General features: G+C 40.5%; 16 protein-coding genes. 6 read left to right on the top strand and 10 right to left on the bottom strand.

Features of this window, described 5'->3' with window-relative positions; genetic code table 11:
* The first annotated feature begins 11 nt into the window (after positions 1-11).
* Positions 12-1,025 (top strand): AraC family transcriptional regulator, encoded by a 1,014-nt coding sequence (locus tag JI723_RS07885; RefSeq protein WP_272579920.1) that lies wholly within the window; start codon positions 12-14, stop codon positions 1,023-1,025.
* 326 nt (positions 1,026-1,351) lie between these two features.
* Here the strand turns inward: JI723_RS07885 and JI723_RS07880 are convergent, their stop codons facing one another.
* Entirely contained in the window at positions 1,352-2,770 is a 1,419-nt protein-coding gene (locus tag JI723_RS07880) for a sensor histidine kinase (RefSeq protein ID WP_070929195.1), read from the bottom strand.
* Positions 2,767-3,435: a transcriptional regulator TctD gene (gene tctD, locus JI723_RS07875; protein ID WP_070929194.1), complete on the bottom strand. Its 669-nt coding sequence runs from the start codon at positions 3,433-3,435 to the stop codon at positions 2,767-2,769. Before tctD ends, JI723_RS07880 begins: the two co-directional genes overlap by 4 nt.
* Positions 3,436-3,721: 286 nt before the next feature.
* Between tctD and JI723_RS07870 the strand changes: the two genes are divergently transcribed.
* From JI723_RS07870 to JI723_RS07855, 4 genes are all read left to right on the top strand, one after another.
* Positions 3,722-4,696 carry a Bug family tripartite tricarboxylate transporter substrate binding protein gene (locus tag JI723_RS07870; RefSeq protein ID WP_070929193.1) on the top strand — a complete coding sequence of 325 codons (975 nt, stop codon included), beginning with the start codon at positions 3,722-3,724 and terminating at the stop codon, positions 4,694-4,696.
* Between the two features lie 12 nt (positions 4,697-4,708).
* Positions 4,709-5,140 (top strand): tripartite tricarboxylate transporter TctB family protein, encoded by a 432-nt coding sequence (locus JI723_RS07865; RefSeq protein WP_070929192.1) that lies wholly within the window; start codon positions 4,709-4,711, stop codon positions 5,138-5,140.
* A 14-nt stretch (positions 5,141-5,154) separates the two neighbouring features.
* A complete protein-coding gene (locus tag JI723_RS07860) occupies positions 5,155-6,669 on the top strand; it encodes a tripartite tricarboxylate transporter permease (RefSeq protein ID WP_272579919.1) in 1,515 nt (504 codons plus the stop codon).
* Between the two features lie 174 nt (positions 6,670-6,843).
* Complete coding sequence (locus JI723_RS07855) at positions 6,844-7,302, top strand: hypothetical protein (RefSeq protein ID WP_272579918.1); 459 nt, start codon at positions 6,844-6,846, stop codon at positions 7,300-7,302.
* Between the two features lie 79 nt (positions 7,303-7,381).
* Here the strand turns inward: JI723_RS07855 and fabB are convergent, their stop codons facing one another.
* Positions 7,382-8,596: a beta-ketoacyl-ACP synthase I gene (gene fabB / locus JI723_RS07850; RefSeq protein ID WP_070929190.1), complete on the bottom strand. Its 1,215-nt coding sequence runs from the start codon at positions 8,594-8,596 to the stop codon at positions 7,382-7,384.
* Positions 8,597-8,801: 205 nt separating this feature from the next.
* Here fabB and mnmC point away from each other — a divergent pair, with 205 nt between their 5' ends.
* The gene (mnmC, locus tag JI723_RS07845; RefSeq protein WP_337979905.1) at positions 8,802-10,838 is read left to right on the top strand and encodes a bifunctional tRNA (5-methylaminomethyl-2-thiouridine)(34)-methyltransferase MnmC2/FAD-dependent 5-carboxymethylaminomethyl-2-thiouridine(34) oxidoreductase MnmC1; all 2,037 of its coding nucleotides are present in this window, start codon (positions 8,802-8,804) and stop codon (positions 10,836-10,838) included.
* Positions 10,839-10,913: 75 nt separating this feature from the next.
* Here mnmC and JI723_RS07840 read toward each other — a convergent pair whose 3' ends face one another.
* From JI723_RS07840 to yut, 7 genes are all read right to left on the bottom strand, one after another.
* Entirely contained in the window at positions 10,914-11,153 is a 240-nt protein-coding gene (locus JI723_RS07840; RefSeq protein WP_070929188.1) for a hypothetical protein, read from the bottom strand.
* Between the two features lie 23 nt (positions 11,154-11,176).
* A complete protein-coding gene (locus tag JI723_RS07835; protein ID WP_070929187.1) occupies positions 11,177-11,575 on the bottom strand; it encodes a CrcB family protein in 399 nt (132 codons plus the stop codon).
* Positions 11,576-11,586: 11 nt separating this feature from the next.
* Positions 11,587-11,967, bottom strand: a complete 381-nt coding sequence (gene crcB, locus JI723_RS07830) for a fluoride efflux transporter CrcB (protein ID WP_070929186.1) — start codon at positions 11,965-11,967, stop codon at positions 11,587-11,589.
* Between the two features lie 45 nt (positions 11,968-12,012).
* Positions 12,013-12,609, bottom strand: a complete 597-nt coding sequence (locus tag JI723_RS07825; protein ID WP_272579916.1) for an ATP-binding cassette domain-containing protein — start codon at positions 12,607-12,609, stop codon at positions 12,013-12,015.
* Between the two features lie 33 nt (positions 12,610-12,642).
* Positions 12,643-13,878 (bottom strand): ArsB/NhaD family transporter, encoded by a 1,236-nt coding sequence (locus tag JI723_RS07820; protein WP_337979904.1) that lies wholly within the window; start codon positions 13,876-13,878, stop codon positions 12,643-12,645.
* Between the two features lie 102 nt (positions 13,879-13,980).
* Positions 13,981-15,156, bottom strand: a complete 1,176-nt coding sequence (locus tag JI723_RS07815) for an ion channel (RefSeq protein WP_272579915.1) — start codon at positions 15,154-15,156, stop codon at positions 13,981-13,983.
* A gap of 151 nt (positions 15,157-15,307) precedes the next feature.
* Complete coding sequence (gene yut, locus JI723_RS07810) at positions 15,308-16,303, bottom strand: urea transporter (RefSeq protein ID WP_070929182.1); 996 nt, start codon at positions 16,301-16,303, stop codon at positions 15,308-15,310.
* Positions 16,304-16,432 lie beyond the last annotated feature (129 nt).

The raw sequence follows: 16,432 nt of genomic DNA, 5'->3' as shown, positions 1-16,432 counted from the left end.
CCGGATGCTCTATGATGTTACATCCTGATTTTTTACCCGAAACGCCGGAAATACATGTGAATAAACATTTTGCTCTGTCATCCGAACTCATCAGTGAACTATTGCTTGAAATGCGCCTATGTGGCGTACAGTACCGCCGCTTACTGACTGGAACTGAATTTGGTGTCGGTTTTAGTAATAAACCGGGCCATGCCTATTTTCATTACATCGCTGTGGGAACTGCTTTGCTTCGTACAAACGATGGTGTGCTTCACAAGCTGAAAGCCGGAAGCATGGTATTTATGCCACAGGGTGAGGAGCATCAGCTTATATCGGATGTCAGCTGTGCAATTCAACATATCGATACGTTAGGCTCTGCGCCTTTAGGAGAGGCTGTCAGCGGAATCAATACCTGTCCCAGTACGCATCCGACTCCCAGCACAGTTCTGTTTTATGGCTGTATGGAGTTCGATCTTGGTGGAATGCAGGGCTTGGGTAAACTGATGCCGCAAGCCATAGTGGTGGAAGCAAACGAAAAGGTATATCCGGGACTGGTTCCCATTCTGGATGCAATGAAATTTGAAATTTGTTCCGGGCGTGCTGGCTTCGCGGGCATTCTGGCACGCCTAGCAGAAGTGGCTGCTGCCATGATCGTTCGTGGATGGATAGAAAACGGCAGTGAAAATGCCGCTGGCCTTATCGCCGCGCTACGTGATCCGCGGCTTGCCCGTGCCATTCTGACCATCCATCGCGATACAAGTCGAGAGTGGTCTGTTGCAGAGCTTGCTGCCCAGTCTCATGTTTCACGTTCTGTTTTCGCTGAACGCTTTACATCAATCATTGGAATACCTCCCCAGCGCTATGCAAGGGAAGTACGAATGCGCCTCGCTGTTCACTGGATTATTCACGATAAAGTCTCAATCGACACGGCAGCTTTACGTCTCGGCTATGCCTCACAGGCAGCATTTAGCAGAGCTTTTAAGCGTATCATTGGGTATCCACCGGGTGTTATGCGAAGCAACCAATTAAAAGCCATTCAGAGTTAATTCACTGAAATTATGAATATTATTGATTCGGTTCTGCACTGAATTCTGCATATAACACGGAGAACTGAGCATAAACTGACCATCATCAATTAACGCATCACATTTTCTCTAATGTCCGTTTCTGACACAACAGTTACTGGAACGCTAATATCTACAAGCTACCTGAGTAAACATTTTAGTTAGATATTTAATGCATCCAGCCTTTCGAAGCCACTAAGTCCGCTTTTCGCAGTCAGATTAGATTGAGTTTTGTGCCATAACGGTATCCGATCAAACCCGAACTATTACAGCGAATTTAATGCTATTAGTGCTCTATCCCCTATTCATCACGGGCTAGTTTGAAACACCACCCTAGCCAGTAGCCCACCCAATTCCGTCCCTTTCAATAATTGCAATTCCGTGCCGTGGTAAATCGCAATATCTTTTACCAATGCAAGGCCAAGTCCAGAGCCTTCCATCGCTAATGCATTATTTAATCGTGTAAATGCTTCCATAGAACGCGTTATTTTTTTATCGGGAATACCGGGGCCTGAGTCTTCTACTTCCAAAATAGTATGCTGCTTGTCTTCACTGAAGAGTATTCGTACCGTTACTATGCCATTGGTAGGGGTATATTTAATCGCATTATCAATTAAATTGGCGCACATTTCAGAAAGCAAAATTGGCTCTCCTTTGATCCATGATTGTTCTTCCCCCTCATAACCTAAATCAATACCTTTACTTTCAGCTTGCCCTAGGCGAGTAAAACAAGCCTGCTGAACCAACTCAACAAAATTGATTGCTCGATATTGGCGGATAGCTTCTTTTTCATGTGCTTTTAAACGTGCTAGCTGCAATAACCTATCAGTTAAGGCAATAGTACTATCCAACGTGTTATTAATGGCATGTAAACTTTGCTGTCGTTGTTGTTCATCATTGCTATTCAATGCCACAGACACTTGTGTTTTCAAAACGGTTAAGGGCGTTTTTAATTGATGAGAGGCATCGGCACTAAAACGCTCTTGGCGCTTCACCATTCTTTTTAATCTTTCAATATAACGATTTAATGCATCTACAAGCGGTGATAACTCTGACCATGGTAATACATCGGGTATAGGTGTTAGGTCATTTGCAGAACGCCCCATCATCAAATAAGATAATTTTTTGAGTGGGGTTAATAGGCGGCTCAATAATAGATAAGCTAGAACCAAGGTCAAAAATACCACAGTTCCTTGGCTCATTAAGGATGAAATGAGTAATTGGCGTGCAAATTCGTGTCGTGATGCGACTGTCTCTGCCACACGGATCTCTACCATTCCCATCATGCCGCCTTCATTCACGGGTTGATAAAATGAGGCAACACGGATCGGTAAACCTTTGTATTCAGCATCGTAAAAATAAACCAGTGCCGTATACAGCTGAGAACGCAACCAATGCGGGGGGATCTCAGGTAAATCATTATAACCTGAAATGGTTTCACCACTTGGAGAGATGACTTGATAGAATAAGCGGTCATTAATGTTGCGCTCAAAACTGTCTAAGACAACATAAGGCACATCAACGATTAAATGACCATCTTGCACTTGTATACGTTCAGCCACTGTCCTCGCGGAAGAAAGCAAAGTGCGATCATAAGCTTGGTTCGCCGCATTTTTGGCGCTGTAATAATGGGTGTAGACTGTAAAAGCCCCCAAAACAATAAGGGGGATACCGAAAAAGAGCAGCAACTGATGAAAGAGAGAGTGTGGATGAGAGACTAATTTCATACACTACACTGCTCTAGTCGGTATCCTAATCCGCGAAGAGTACTAATATTGACATCTGTCCCCGAAAGTTTTTTTCTGACGCGATGCACATATAATTCAATACTCTGTAAATTAGCTTCATCGGAGAGGGAAAAAACCTGCTCAAACAATTGTGTTTTTGAAACAGGACGCCCACGGCGATTGAATAAGGTATTGAGTACAGCAAACTCCCTTGGTGTTAAGGCAAGTGGTTCTTGGTTAAGCAAAAAATAACCATCTTCATGATAGCAAAGTGAACCAAAACGTTGCTGTTCATTGACCTGCCCTTGACTACGACGTAACAGCGCTCTAATTCGTGCTTCCAATTCAGCTAAATCAAAAGGCTTAGTCACATAATCATCAGCACCTGCATTGAGCCCTTTGACTCTATCTGCAACATCCGAGTTGGCTGTCAATAATAAAACGGGCAGCTCTTGTCCACGTTTACGCATTTGTGCCAGTACCTCTAAGCCATTTAGTCTTGGCAAAGAAACATCCAACACCACCAGCGAATAACTTTCTGTTTGTAATAGTTGATCGGCTATGGCGCCATCACTCGCGATATCCACCGCAAACCCTGTCGAGCTAAGTGCTTTTTGTAACCACAATGACAACTCATCGTGATCTTCCACTAGCAAAATTCTCATTGTTCATGCACTCATTTAAGCAGATTTTGCGTATACGTTCGCATTAACCTCTACGTAATGAAAGACTTAAGCATAATATTTCCAATCCAGCTCACAGGAATACCTCACGCACATAAATTAACATTAAATTAACAATTAAAAATAATTAATAATAAACAATCTGATATTCATCACAAAAAAATAACTTAGTTTGTTAATGAAAGGTAAATGAAAGCTTAGTGAGCCCATGATGTTGGCGAGAAAAACAACAATGACATCTCTTTATTTGATTTCGTGAGGAAAAAAAATGAAAAAATTATCATTAACCACTGTTGCGACCGCCCTATTTTTTGCCAGCTTACAGCAAGCCAGTGCCCTACCTGATCGTACAGAGTGTATTGCTCCAGCGAAACCCGGTGGTGGTTTCGATTTAACCTGTAAATTAGTTCAAGTATCTATGCTTGAAACAAAAGAAATAGAAAAACCAATGCGGGTCACCTATATGCCCGGTGGTATTGGTGCTGTTGCTTACAATGCTATCGTAGCACAACGCCCAGCCGAGCCAGGTACCATTGTCGCATTCTCTGGCGGTTCTTTACTTAATCTCGCACAAGGAAAATTTGGCCGTTATAACGAAAATGATGTGCGTTGGTTAGCCAGTGTTGGTAGCGATTACGGCATGATCGCGGTTCGAGAAGATTCACCCTATAAAAATTTGCAAGATTTAATGGAAGCGTTCAAAAAAGATCCTAACAGTATCGTTTTCGGTGCTGGTGGTTCAATCGGCAGCCAAGATTGGATGAAAACTGCTCTGCTCGCTAAGCAAATCGATGTCGACCCGCGCAAAATGCGTTATGTCGCCTTTGAAGGGGGTGGTGAAACATTAACAGCATTACTCGGTAACCACATTCAAGTCATGTCTGGTGATATGAGTGAAATGGCACCTTACCTTAACGATGGCAAAGTACGCGTACTGGCGGTTTATGCTGATAAACGCCTCAGCGATGGGCTTGAAAATATCCCAACGGCGAAAGAGCAAGGTTATGAAATTGTCTGGCCAATTATTCGTGGTTTCTATATGGGACCCAAAGTTTCAGATGAAGACTATAACCAATGGGTCGAAGCCTTCCAAAAACTACAACAAACCGATGAATTCAAAAAACAACGCGAACTACGCGGGTTATTTGAATATAACTTAACCGGTCAAGAACTGGACAATTACGTTAAAAAAGAAATCGAGCAATACCGAGAACAAGCTCGCTCATTTGGTTTAGTGAAATAACGGGGGCCGATGATGAGCCAGCGCATATTTGCCATTGTTTGGCTGATATTGTGTGGGATCGGTCTTTACATTGGTTGGGGCATCCAGAGTGAGTTCTCATACGAACCTCTGGGGCCTCGGCCTTTCCCGATAGCCATACTCTCCTTAATGGCTTTGTGTGCCTTACTGTTACTTTTAGGCAAACAAGAAGCTATTGAATGGCCAAAACCTTATGTTTTACGTCGCTTAGCACTGCTGATCTTGTCATTAGTGATCTATGCATGGGTATTCGAATGGTTAGGGTTTCCATTATCAACCAGCTTACTGACCATCAGTGTTGCATTGCTATTTGGCGCGACACCAATTGCCGCAATTATTTCAGGACCAATACTGGGTGTTGTACTGTTTTATGCCTTCGACAAGCTACTTGATGTCACCCTGCCTATTGGCAATCTGTTTAATTAAGTAAGGAAATAGCCATGGAAACTTGGATGTATCTTTCGCAAGGGTTTGAAGTCGCATTAATTCCTCAAAACTTGCTGATCGCCCTTATCGGCTGTTTTATTGGCACCGTCGTTGGCATGCTACCCGGTTTAGGGCCAATCAATGGTGTTGCGATACTGCTTCCTTTAGCATTCGCATTAAAACTGCCTCCAGAATCAGCGTTAATATTATTAGCAACCGTATATTTAGGCTGTGAATATGGTGGGCGTATATCTTCTATTTTACTGAATGTTCCCGGTGATGCCGCTGCCATTATGACAACTTTAGATGGCTACCCGATGGCAAAACAAGGTAAAGGTGGGGTTGCACTATCTATCTCAGCAGTCAGCTCATTTATTGGTTCAAGTATCGCGATTGGCGGTATCATTTTATTTGCACCACTTTTGGCACAATGGGCTTTAGCATTCGGACCGGCTGAATATTTTGCGCTTATGGTATTTGCGATCGCTTGCCTTGGCAGCATGATGAGCCAAAATCCCATTAAATCACTATTAGCCGCGCTAATTGGTTTATCTTTTGCGACCGTAGGCGTAGATGCAAACTCAGGTGAATACCGTTTTACTTTTGATAGCGTTCATTTATCCGATGGGATCCAATTTATCGTCGTTGTCATTGGATTATTTTCTGTTAGCGAAATTTTGTTAATGCTAGAAGGTACCGCTACAGGACAAGGACTGATCCGCAAAACAGGTCGTATGCTATTTAATCGCAAAGAAGCTAAACAGTGTGTAGGTCCAACATTACGTTCTTCATTTGTTGGTTTTTTTGTCGGTGTGCTCCCCGGCGCAGGTGCAACAATAGCCAGTGCTATCACCTATATGACTGAGAAAAAAATCAGTGGTGCAAATAACCAATTTGGTAACGGTGATGTACGTGGGGTCGCGGCTCCAGAGGCTGCTAATAATGCCTCAGCCTGTGGCTCTTTTATTCCAATGTTAACCTTAGGCGTCCCCGGTTCAGGAACCACGGCAGTCATGATGGGGGCATTAACGCTATATAACATCACACCCGGTCCAGGTATGTTTACAGAGCAACCTGATATCGTCTGGGGGCTAATTGCCGCATTACTGATTGCAAACGTGGTTTTATTAGTCATGAATATCCCATTAATTGGCTTATTCACTCGTATGCTTACCGTACCGCTGTGGTTTTTAGTACCCGCGATCGCTACGGTTTCTGCTGTTGGCGTCTATGCTGTTCACAGTACAACGTTTGACTTATTACTGATGATGGGACTCGGCGTATTTGGCTATATATTACGGAAAATGAATTTCCCACTATCCCCTCTGATTTTAGGTTTTGTACTTGGTGAGATGCTTGAGCAGAACTTGCGCCGCTCTTTATCAATCAGTAATGGTGAGTTCAATATTTTATGGAGCAGCACTATCTCACAATGCTTACTGGCTATGGCAGTGCTAGTGCTAATATTACCGCCAATTATTAAACTTATTCGCAGAAAACGTCAACACCAGTCCCACATAACTGAATAATCTTACTCGCAATCAATTCTCTGTAACATTTTGCCCCAGTTCTATTTTGGGGCATTTTTTATTCAGTTTATTCCATTGATTTTATTAAAAATCAGACAATCTCTATATAAAAACAGCCTTGGCTTTTTATATTATTTTTGTATTATCTCACTTTAGAACACCATTACTCTTAATATGTTTATTAAAATATTTACGCGTCTATTTAACTGGCAACCAAAACCACTTACTTATAACCAATATGCCAAGGTTTTAAATGATAATTACCAAATTAGTAGCCAAAATCCAGCGACCTTGACTTATAAAGAAAGCGGCTATTTATTAATTAAATCTCAAGGTGAAGTACATGTACGCTGTAATGGATTATTAGTTTTACGTTTAAAACGCAATATTAATATTATCACGATTGGTTGGATTGGTAATAAAACCCAGATCCTCGATATCAAACACAATATTTTCACGTCATCACGCGGCTTTACCTCCTCAAATAGTCGCCATTATTCAACGACGACAACCTCTTCTGAAAGCAGCTCTTCAAGCCATGAGCAACGTTCAAGCAATAGCAATGATAGTTATGAGTGTAGTTCGTCCGGAAGTGACTCATGTGGTGGTGACTCAGGAGGTGGTGGTGATTAAATATTCCAGTCATCCAATAAAAAGAGCGAAAACCTAATCGTTCTCGCTCTTTAAAAATTTATTTAGCTAATTAAATAAATTAAGCTTTGTATTTGCTCATCACTAACGTTGCGTTAGTACCACCGAAGCCAAAGCTATTTGACATTACAGTCTCTAGCGCTTGTTCAGTTGGTTTAGTCACAATATTCAAGCCTTCTGCTTTAGGATCTAACGTCTCAACGTTGATGCTTGGCGCGATAAAGCCATGTTCTAACATTAGCAGGCTATAAATCGCTTCATGTACACCCGCAGCACCCAGTGAATGGCCGCTCATTGCTTTAGTTGCAGAGATAGCCGGAGAGTCGTTGCCAAAGACTTCTTGAATAGCTTCAAGCTCTTTCGTATCACCGACAGGTGTTGATGTACCATGAGTATTGATGTAATCAATTTTACCATCGATACCCTGCATTGCCATTTGCATACAACGTACAGCACCTTCCCCAGATGGAGCAACCATATCAGCACCATCAGAAGTCGCGCCATAGCCGACGATTTCTGCATAAATGTGCGCGCCACGCGCTAATGCATGCTCAAGTTCTTCAACAACGACGATACCGCCACCACCTGCAATAACAAAACCATCACGGTCAACATCATACGTTCTTGATGCTTTGCTCGGGTCTTCATTGTATTTGGTAGACAGTGCGCCCATCGCGTCGAATTCACAAGTCATTTCCCAACTAAGCTCTTCACCACCACCGGCGAAAACAACATCCTGCTTACCTAATTGGATCAATTCCACTGCGTGACCAATACAGTGCGCTGATGTTGAACATGCTGAGCTGATTGAATAGTTAACACCTTTAATTTTAAATGGCGTCGCTAAGCAAGCAGAGATACCCGATGCCATCGCACGAGTGACCATATAAGGACCAACACCACGTAGGCCTTTTGCTCGCATACCATCTGAGCCTGCAACTTGGTTACGAGGAGAACCACCACCCGACCCCACAACAAGGCCAGTACGTAAATTAGAAACTTGTTCGTCAGTTAAACCCGAATCACTAATTGCCTGCTCCATAGACAAATAAGCGTAAACTGAGCAATCGCTCATGAAACGGCGGATCTTACGGTCAATTAAACCGTCTGTATCCATTTTTACATTACCCCAGACGTGGCTACGTAGCCCCGCCTCTTTGAATTCTTCTGAAAAAGTGATCCCGGAACGACCTTCCTTCAGAGAAGCCAGTACTTCTTCCTGGTTATTACCAATACTGGAAACAATACCCAGGCCAGTGATGACTGCACGCTTCATTCATTACCTCATGTCTTTTAATAATGTGAGTACGGGATTTATAGTGTGCCACTTTAGCTTACACTTGTACGCTGAACAAGTCCGATCAGGGTAAATATTTGTATTTTTTTCTTATCTAACATAACAACATTTTTGTTCAAAGGTAGCCTTGGTGCCTGTTCAGCGCTAAAATTCAGCTATTATTTGGATAATATTAGGCATAAGCGTGAAAAAGTCAGCAGTTCAAACAGCCCGCCTTAGCTGGAACGACGAAGGCACTCCGATTTCAGAACAATTTGATGACGTCTATTTTTCTAATCAAGATGGTTTAGCAGAAACCCGTTATGTTTTTTTACAGGGAAATCAATTTCCAGCACGCTTTGAGAGTCATCCATTTGAAACCTGTGTTATTGCGGAAACGGGTTTTGGTACAGGCTTAAACTTTCTCACTTTATGTCAATCTTTTGAAGAATTTAACCGTAATCATCCACATGCAATGTTACAGCGATTACACTTTATTAGTTTTGAAAAGTATCCACTTAGTGGAGATGACCTTAAAATGGCACATGGCCGTTGGCCTGAGCTTGCTGCGCTCTCAACCATGTTGTGTGAACAATGGCCTCAACCACTCCCCGGAAATCATCGAATTGTATTAAAAAATGGGCTAATTACACTTGATTTATGGTTTGGTGACATAAATGAACAATTACCCCAACTTAATAGCAATTTAAACAATAAGATAGACGCTTGGTTTTTAGATGGATTTGCACCTTCAAAGAATCCTCAAATGTGGAGCGAACAACTGTTCGCTGCAATGGCTAAATTTGCTCGTCTAGGAGGAACGTTTGCCACCTTTACCTCTGCTGGTTTTGTTAAACGAGGTTTGCAACAAGCAGGGTTTACTATTAAAAAAATTAAAGGATTTGGTCATAAACGTGAGATGCTTACGGGTAACTTAGCCGATAAAAATGACAAAATGATGACGCCTTGGTTTGCCAGACAAGCTGCATCAACACCCGATGACATTGCCATTATTGGTGGCGGCCTCGCCAGTTTAACAACCGCCTATGCACTCATACAACGAGGTGCGCATGTTACTGTTTATTGTAAAGATGAACACGTGGCACAAAATGCATCAGGTAATCGACAGGGAGCGGTTTACCCACTGCTTAACGGTAAGGCGAATGCATTAGAACAATTTTTTGTCAGCGCGTTTCCTTACGCACATCGTTTTTATCATCAGCTCAGCCGTCAAGGGATCGAATTTGATGGGCAATGGTGTGGTGTTTCCGAATTGGCTTACCATGAAAGAAGTCGCCGCAAAATTGATTCCATGTTACAAACCCAATGGCCAGAGCAATTTGCCGCAGAAAAAAGCCGTGAACAGCTGAGCCAATTAGCAGGGTTGGATGTCAATCATTCAGGTATTCATTACGCCAATGGCGGCTGGCTGTGCCCTGCTCAACTTTGTGAAAATCTTATGCGGCACCTCAGTGAGAAAGGGGTTAAGTTTCACTTTAAGCACAACATTAAAGAACTACAACACACTGAAAAAGGCTGGTTATTACACGCCGAAGTTGAAGAACAACAACAATCCTTTATACATCAAACCGTAGTGATTGCTAATGGGCATCTGCTGAGCCAATTTTCACAAACGGAAAAACTGCCTGTGACCCCAGTCAAAGGACAAGTCAGCCATATCCCAACAACGACCATACTAGGACAGTTAAATAATGTGCTCTGTTATGAAGGGTATTTAACACCAGTTAACCCTGCGGATCAGCAGCATTGTATTGGTGCCAGCTATCAGCGCAATCAACTCGACTTTGATTACAGTGAAGCTGACCAACAAGAAAATCGTCAAAAATTACGGGATAGTTTGCCTGATATCACATGGACTGAAGAGATTGATGTTTCAGGAAAGCAAGCACGACAAGGGATCCGCTGTGTTATTCGCGATCATATGCCGCTAGTCGGTAATGTTCCCGATTTTACACAACTCATGACTCTGTATGAAAATCTATCTGAACAAATGACACAACCAGAAGATATTCAAGCTGCTCCTGTTCATCCTAATTTATTCATATTAGGTGCGCTTGGCTCTAGAGGGCTCTCGACCGCGCCTTTATGCGGTGAATTACTTGCAGCACAAATCTTTAATGAGCCATTACCATTCAATGATGAAACGCTAGCAGCACTACACCCTAATCGATTTTGGGTCAGAAAATTATTAAAAGGTCGCGAAGTAAAAGTAAAACCATAGACGATCAAATTAACCAGCAGTTAAAAAAGCCTCTTGCAACATAGAGGCTATCATTGTGTATTGTCTCTAAACTAACTACTTTTGGTTGTTTTTTCTACGTTTACAGTACCAACGACTAAACCAATTAGTGATGTAGATATAGCAGAATATGATCAACGTAATGGTCAAAATATCCATATTTAACGTATTCGTATCGAAACCAATAATGCTAATAAACAGGGTTGGCGATAAGATTAATAATAATAAATCAAAAAATAGCTGTAGACGATATGGTTTAGCTGAAATAACATTCCAAATCGTTTTATGAATACTCATTAAAGTAACCTCTTATTCTGAAATCAAACGCTATGATTAGGGTTATTTTTACACTGCTTGCTGCCTAATATATAACCGAAATAGATAACAATAAACCCAACGACTACACTCAATATTAAATATACGACGCCAGTCCATAAATATTGAGGGTATTTCATTATCTCTACTGCTCCGTACACAAAACTAGAAAAAGTAGATAACCCGCCCATCACTCCAGTAGCAAAAAAAGCATTCATTGATTGGCCAATGCGTTTACTGGTGAGCAACCCTGCAACAATACCCAATAAAAACGAAGCACTAATATTGGCAATGAAAATATCTAAAGGAAACTGGTCTGCCATTTTCGGTACAGAAATCATTAATAATTCACGAAAAATTGCGCCAATAGCACCACCGATAAAAACTAAGATTGCAATATTCATATTTTTATCCTTTAGTTAATCAACCATGCACCAAAAAATGCAGCCATCAGACCTGCAATAATTGACAATAATAAATAAAACAACGCTAACATTTTTTGTTTTGTTTGCGTCAGTTTTAGCGCATCAAGCTGCATACTACTAAATGTAGTGTAGCCACCTAATAAGCCAGTTAATATGGCTGATTGTAGAAATGAACCATAACGATCATCCCAATCTAACAAAAAATAACTGCTTAAAAAGCCGATTATAAAAGCACCTGATACATTAATAATGAAGGTCGATAAAGGAAATTTACCGTGATATTTTTCACCAACTAAACGTCCAATCCACCAACGCAATAATGAACCGATCCCACCACCAGCACCGACTAAGGCGATATCAAAAGCGAGCATATTGAGTACCTCAATGTATTTAATTTAAAATAGACTTGTCACATTTCAAATAGAAGATATTTCCCAAACTGACGTACATACCTTATCTAACAACATTTTATTATGACTAAAAATAATCATCGCTAATGGTCTGTCTTGTGATAATTCAATCAGAAATTGCCAAATATCTTTTTGTAAATGTGCATCAAGTTGAGCCGTTATTTCATCCGCGATTAATATTTTAGTGCGAGGATCTAGCGCTCTTAATAGAGCAATGCGTGCCAGTTCTCCACCTGAAAGCTCACTCGGACGTCTTTCTAACCATTGTGCTTTAATTGACAAACGTTCGAGATATTCAGCGCTTGGCTCCCATGCATCATTGACACTTGAGCCGACAGTTCTATATGGATTAAAACTTTTCTCTGGATGTTGAGGCACTAATTGTATTGGACAATAACCTGTTGGCGATAATGCCTTTCCCTCAAATAAAATCAAACCATTAGAGGGTGCTTGCCATTGCGCTAATACTCGGCCTAATGTAGTTTTACCAAAGCCACTTGGTGCAGAAAGCCCTAAGCGCTCATTATTACCTAAGCAAAAGGAAAGATCGTTCCAGAGTGTATTCCCTCCCTGAGTGATACGTATATTTTTTACTTCTAACATATTCCCTTCCTCTTACACCTAAAATAGTCATTATTAGCTAAATAAAATCCAACCTGCCGCAATCGACATACAAATTAAGGCAATGATACCGCCTGATTTTGTAAATTCTAAAAATGAAATTTTAATACCATGTTGGGCTGATTGATCGACAGCAATAATGCCCGCAAGGCTACCAAAAACAAAAATATTACTTGAAAAACAAGCACCAAAAATTAATGCGGCTCCTAGTGGATCAGCATTACCATCGGGAGAAACGAATTGAATTAACAACATCACGGTTGGTGTTGTACCAATAAAGATGCTCATAATACTGGAGACCAAAAATAGCGTAATAGGACTACTCAGATCGATACCTTTATTTAACAAATAATGCAAAACTTCCTGCGGAACCCCCGTCTTAGCAAAGGCAGCGTTAATAATAAACAGGCCCATTATTAGCAATAGCAGATCACCATTAACATGCTTTAGCATGTCACTAGAGGCAATTTTCCTATTTAATAATAAAAAGCAAGCCGCTGAGAGTGCCACTAACTCTCTAGGTAAATCTGTAAACAAAAACGCAATAATGACAATGGCAATCACAATAGCGGCTTTACCCGTTTCCCATTGATTAAATGGGATCACCGTATGTGTTTTAGGGGGTAGCGACGCCTTTTGACTTTCAGGTAAATACCAATTTTTACGATAAAGTAAGCTAATTGCACACCAAACAACAGGCAAAGAAAGCAATACAGGAATAGCGGTGATATGCAGCACGCCGATAAATGATAGATCTAAGCCTTGTGCAACTATCATATTTTTAGGGCTACCAATCAATGAACCTGCTGCCCCATTGTTTGCTGCGAAACAAAAGCCCAATAAAAATGGGATTGGATTCAGCCCTCTTGCTAATGTGATTGAAATTAACAATGGCGTCATTGCCACGACCACCACATCATTAGTCAATACCGAAGCAAGTACAGCACCAACAATAATAAAGACCAGTAACAATTTGGGTGGGCTAATTTTGAGGATAGCCATTTCATTCGCGACTTTATGATAAAAGCCAGAAACGGTGAATGAAGCCGATACCACCATCAAGCCAAATAGCAACCCAACTGCTTGATAATCAATAGAGTCCCAAGAAGCTTTCGGGGTAATAAAACCAAAACCAATCATTGCCAAGGCGCCAGCAACAGCTGCCCCCGTACGGTCAATTTTTATTCCTGGAAACGTGCCAAAAGCCATCGCGATGTAAACCAGCACGAAAATAATAATAATTGAATTCATATTTAGCTCGCCATTTTTATTCTTGTATTATTTCACTTGAAGCAAAATAAAATAATGAGCTGTGGTCATTCCACAGCTCATATTCAGATCTCTACGCATCTTCTAAGAATCTAGGATATTGTTCGAGAAAATAATGTTTTCAATTATTTGGCTATTGATACTCTCACCAAAAATCATTTTAATTAATACTTCACTACCTAACGATGATAAAGAGATCAACAGATCAGCATGCAGTAATTTCAAGTTTTCGTAGTTATTATCATCGTTGACGACCATAACACTTTTGATATTCGCGCCGACAATCTCTTTAGCCGCCAGCATCGCAATCGTGTTTTCGGCATCTAAATCTCCAAGTATAAATAATGCCTTAGCATCTGCTAAATTCACTTGGTTTAAGCTTTTCTTATTGATTTGTGATGTCGTGATCACTGGAGCATTATCTGGATAATTGTTTTTGTGTTCTTCTTTACACAGCACCATCACATCTAAATCACGCTTTTTTAATCCATGATAGGTGTTTAACGCTAAAGGGCTAGCACCGACAATTACATAATGATCTTTCATACGGAATAATCTCTTTTTGACAATTTCTTGTGTGCTCTTTGCAAACACTCCTAAAAAATAAACAATAGAAGTGGTAAAAATTGTGATACCCAATATCACAATAGAAATGGTAAATAATCTTGCTTCTACACTAATAGGAACAATATCCCCGAATCCTACGGTTGTCATACACACCAGCGCAAAATAAAACGCAGAAGAGATATCGGTTATATGAGGTTGGAACTGATCACCAAGATACAATGATCCAAATACTGAATATCCCAGTAAAGCAATCAAACTGACAAACGCAACAAAGCCCGCACCTGATAAGCTATGGCGGTGAAATATTTTCCAATTTGCAATCAATGCAATTAATATCAGTAGTGAGAGCGTTCCCGTTAATACATTCTCTCTTGCTAAGAGCAAGTTAATCAGAACGAGAACAAACAGCATAAAACAACTAAATACCCATCCAATTCTGATACCTAAATAAATAGGTAATGCCAAAATAATCAAAACGACCCCGATAGCAAACCGAGGGATATCCAGTAATTTAATGAAACCTAATGACTGCAACCAATCAACAAAATTATGGTGTTGTGGGGACAAATTAATATTATATGACGCTAAGATAGGCAGTATTATCAATAGCCCATCCAGCAAGATCAACAATGCTAATGTTGTCCTTATCATCGTCATATTTTGAATGTATTTATAAATCGCATTCTTTTTCATATCGATATGACCTAAAATTATATTTTATACTGTCAATAGTCCGCGTTGCAGGTAGAGGACCAGCAAAGATAGTCGAGAAGCTTAAATAAATTAGGTAACCCGACCAGCAAAGCATCGCCCTCCTCTGCAACTCGAAAGATAACGAGTATAATTATGATTGCCTATGTTCAGGCATAATATCTTGGTTCGGTACTAAGAATAACCATGATGCTAAAACAAATGGCATGGTTAATGTAGGTATACCAAACGGCTCCAGAATAATATCTAATGCACCTTGAACAAAAACAGTAAAGATAACTCCGATGATAGCATAGACTACCACTCGATAACTCGGCTTATTAAATGTTGAACCTAAAGCAATTGCAGTTAAAACGGCGCTAAATGAATATAAACCAGTATGGATGCTAACAAAATCGCCTTTCAATAACGTGGCAATAATAAATGCTAATAGCGAACCAACAATAGCAAACACTGCGGCCCATATTGAGCTAACAGCAAGTCCAACCACAAAAATAATACCAACAATCACACTACTTAGTAAAAAGACTTCAGAAACACCACGGAAGACATCAGCAACAATATCACTGTGTGGAATACTGCCAATTGGCTCAATAAATTGTTGCGGAAGCGCCGGTGCTGGTAAAGCAACACCTTTTATACCTAAAAAACTGTAACTGGCTAATAAGATGGTCCAAGAAACTAATACAAAAGGAGCGGTTAATGCAGCAACTTTCCAATTTTTTAAGAAATCCATTAAGGATATGGTCGCGATCACCGAAACAATACTACCTAAAATAATCGATAACCAAACAAAAGGCGTATTTTCTAAAAAAGTAGGTAAAGCTACACCAACTAAACAGCCATTATAACCATACAACCCCGAACGCAATGAGCTTGTATCCAACTTACTGATATACGCAGTCAATGTGGATACGACTGTGCCTAATAGGCAGCCAAAGGCTACAGCAGGCATGCTTTCTAAAAATGCTCCGATAAAGATTGCAATAAAAAATAGCAATCCGGTTAATGGATTATTTTGAAACATCACTTGAGCACAGCCACGAAGTGTGACATCAATAAACTGTACTGTAATATTTTTATCAGCAAGCTGATCCCAAGCATTTTTATTTATTGTTGAAGTGTTCATCGTAATGTCCCTTCTATTCCTTGGCATAGGTATAGGTAGGATCGTTAATCAACGATCCTACCTGTCATTATTTGACGAATATCTTTGTAACTTAATAAGCTAAATAAGTTTATATACTCTAAATAATTT

This window comes from Providencia manganoxydans (assembly GCF_016618195.1).
In the GTDB taxonomy this organism is placed as follows: Bacteria; Pseudomonadota; Gammaproteobacteria; order Enterobacterales; family Enterobacteriaceae; genus Providencia; species Providencia manganoxydans.
Note: the sequence above shows the minus strand (reverse complement) of the source record. Positions and strands in the feature narration are given on the sequence as shown.

Excerpts from the sequence above, each read along its gene's own strand:
- JI723_RS07885 (WP_272579920.1), top strand. The coding sequence starts at position 12 with ATGATGTTACATCCTGATTTTTTACCCGAAACGCCGGAAATACATGTG.
- JI723_RS07880 (WP_070929195.1), bottom strand. The coding sequence starts at position 2,770 with ATGAAATTAGTCTCTCATCCACACTCTCTCTTTCATCAGTTGCTGCTC.
- tctD (WP_070929194.1), bottom strand. The coding sequence starts at position 3,435 with ATGAGAATTTTGCTAGTGGAAGATCACGATGAGTTGTCATTGTGGTTA.
- JI723_RS07870 (WP_070929193.1), top strand. The coding sequence starts at position 3,722 with ATGAAAAAATTATCATTAACCACTGTTGCGACCGCCCTATTTTTTGCC.
- JI723_RS07865 (WP_070929192.1), top strand. The coding sequence starts at position 4,709 with ATGAGCCAGCGCATATTTGCCATTGTTTGGCTGATATTGTGTGGGATC.
- JI723_RS07860 (WP_272579919.1), top strand. The coding sequence starts at position 5,155 with ATGGAAACTTGGATGTATCTTTCGCAAGGGTTTGAAGTCGCATTAATT.
- JI723_RS07855 (WP_272579918.1), top strand. The coding sequence starts at position 6,844 with ATGTTTATTAAAATATTTACGCGTCTATTTAACTGGCAACCAAAACCA.
- fabB (WP_070929190.1), bottom strand. The coding sequence starts at position 8,596 with ATGAAGCGTGCAGTCATCACTGGCCTGGGTATTGTTTCCAGTATTGGT.
- JI723_RS07840 (WP_070929188.1), bottom strand. The coding sequence starts at position 11,153 with ATGAGTATTCATAAAACGATTTGGAATGTTATTTCAGCTAAACCATAT.
- JI723_RS07835 (WP_070929187.1), bottom strand. The coding sequence starts at position 11,575 with ATGAATATTGCAATCTTAGTTTTTATCGGTGGTGCTATTGGCGCAATT.
- crcB (WP_070929186.1), bottom strand. The coding sequence starts at position 11,967 with ATGCTCGCTTTTGATATCGCCTTAGTCGGTGCTGGTGGTGGGATCGGT.
- JI723_RS07825 (WP_272579916.1), bottom strand. The coding sequence starts at position 12,609 with ATGTTAGAAGTAAAAAATATACGTATCACTCAGGGAGGGAATACACTC.
- JI723_RS07820 (WP_337979904.1), bottom strand. The coding sequence starts at position 13,878 with ATGAATTCAATTATTATTATTTTCGTGCTGGTTTACATCGCGATGGCT.
- JI723_RS07815 (WP_272579915.1), bottom strand. The coding sequence starts at position 15,156 with ATGAAAAAGAATGCGATTTATAAATACATTCAAAATATGACGATGATA.
- yut (WP_070929182.1), bottom strand. The coding sequence starts at position 16,303 with ATGAACACTTCAACAATAAATAAAAATGCTTGGGATCAGCTTGCTGAT.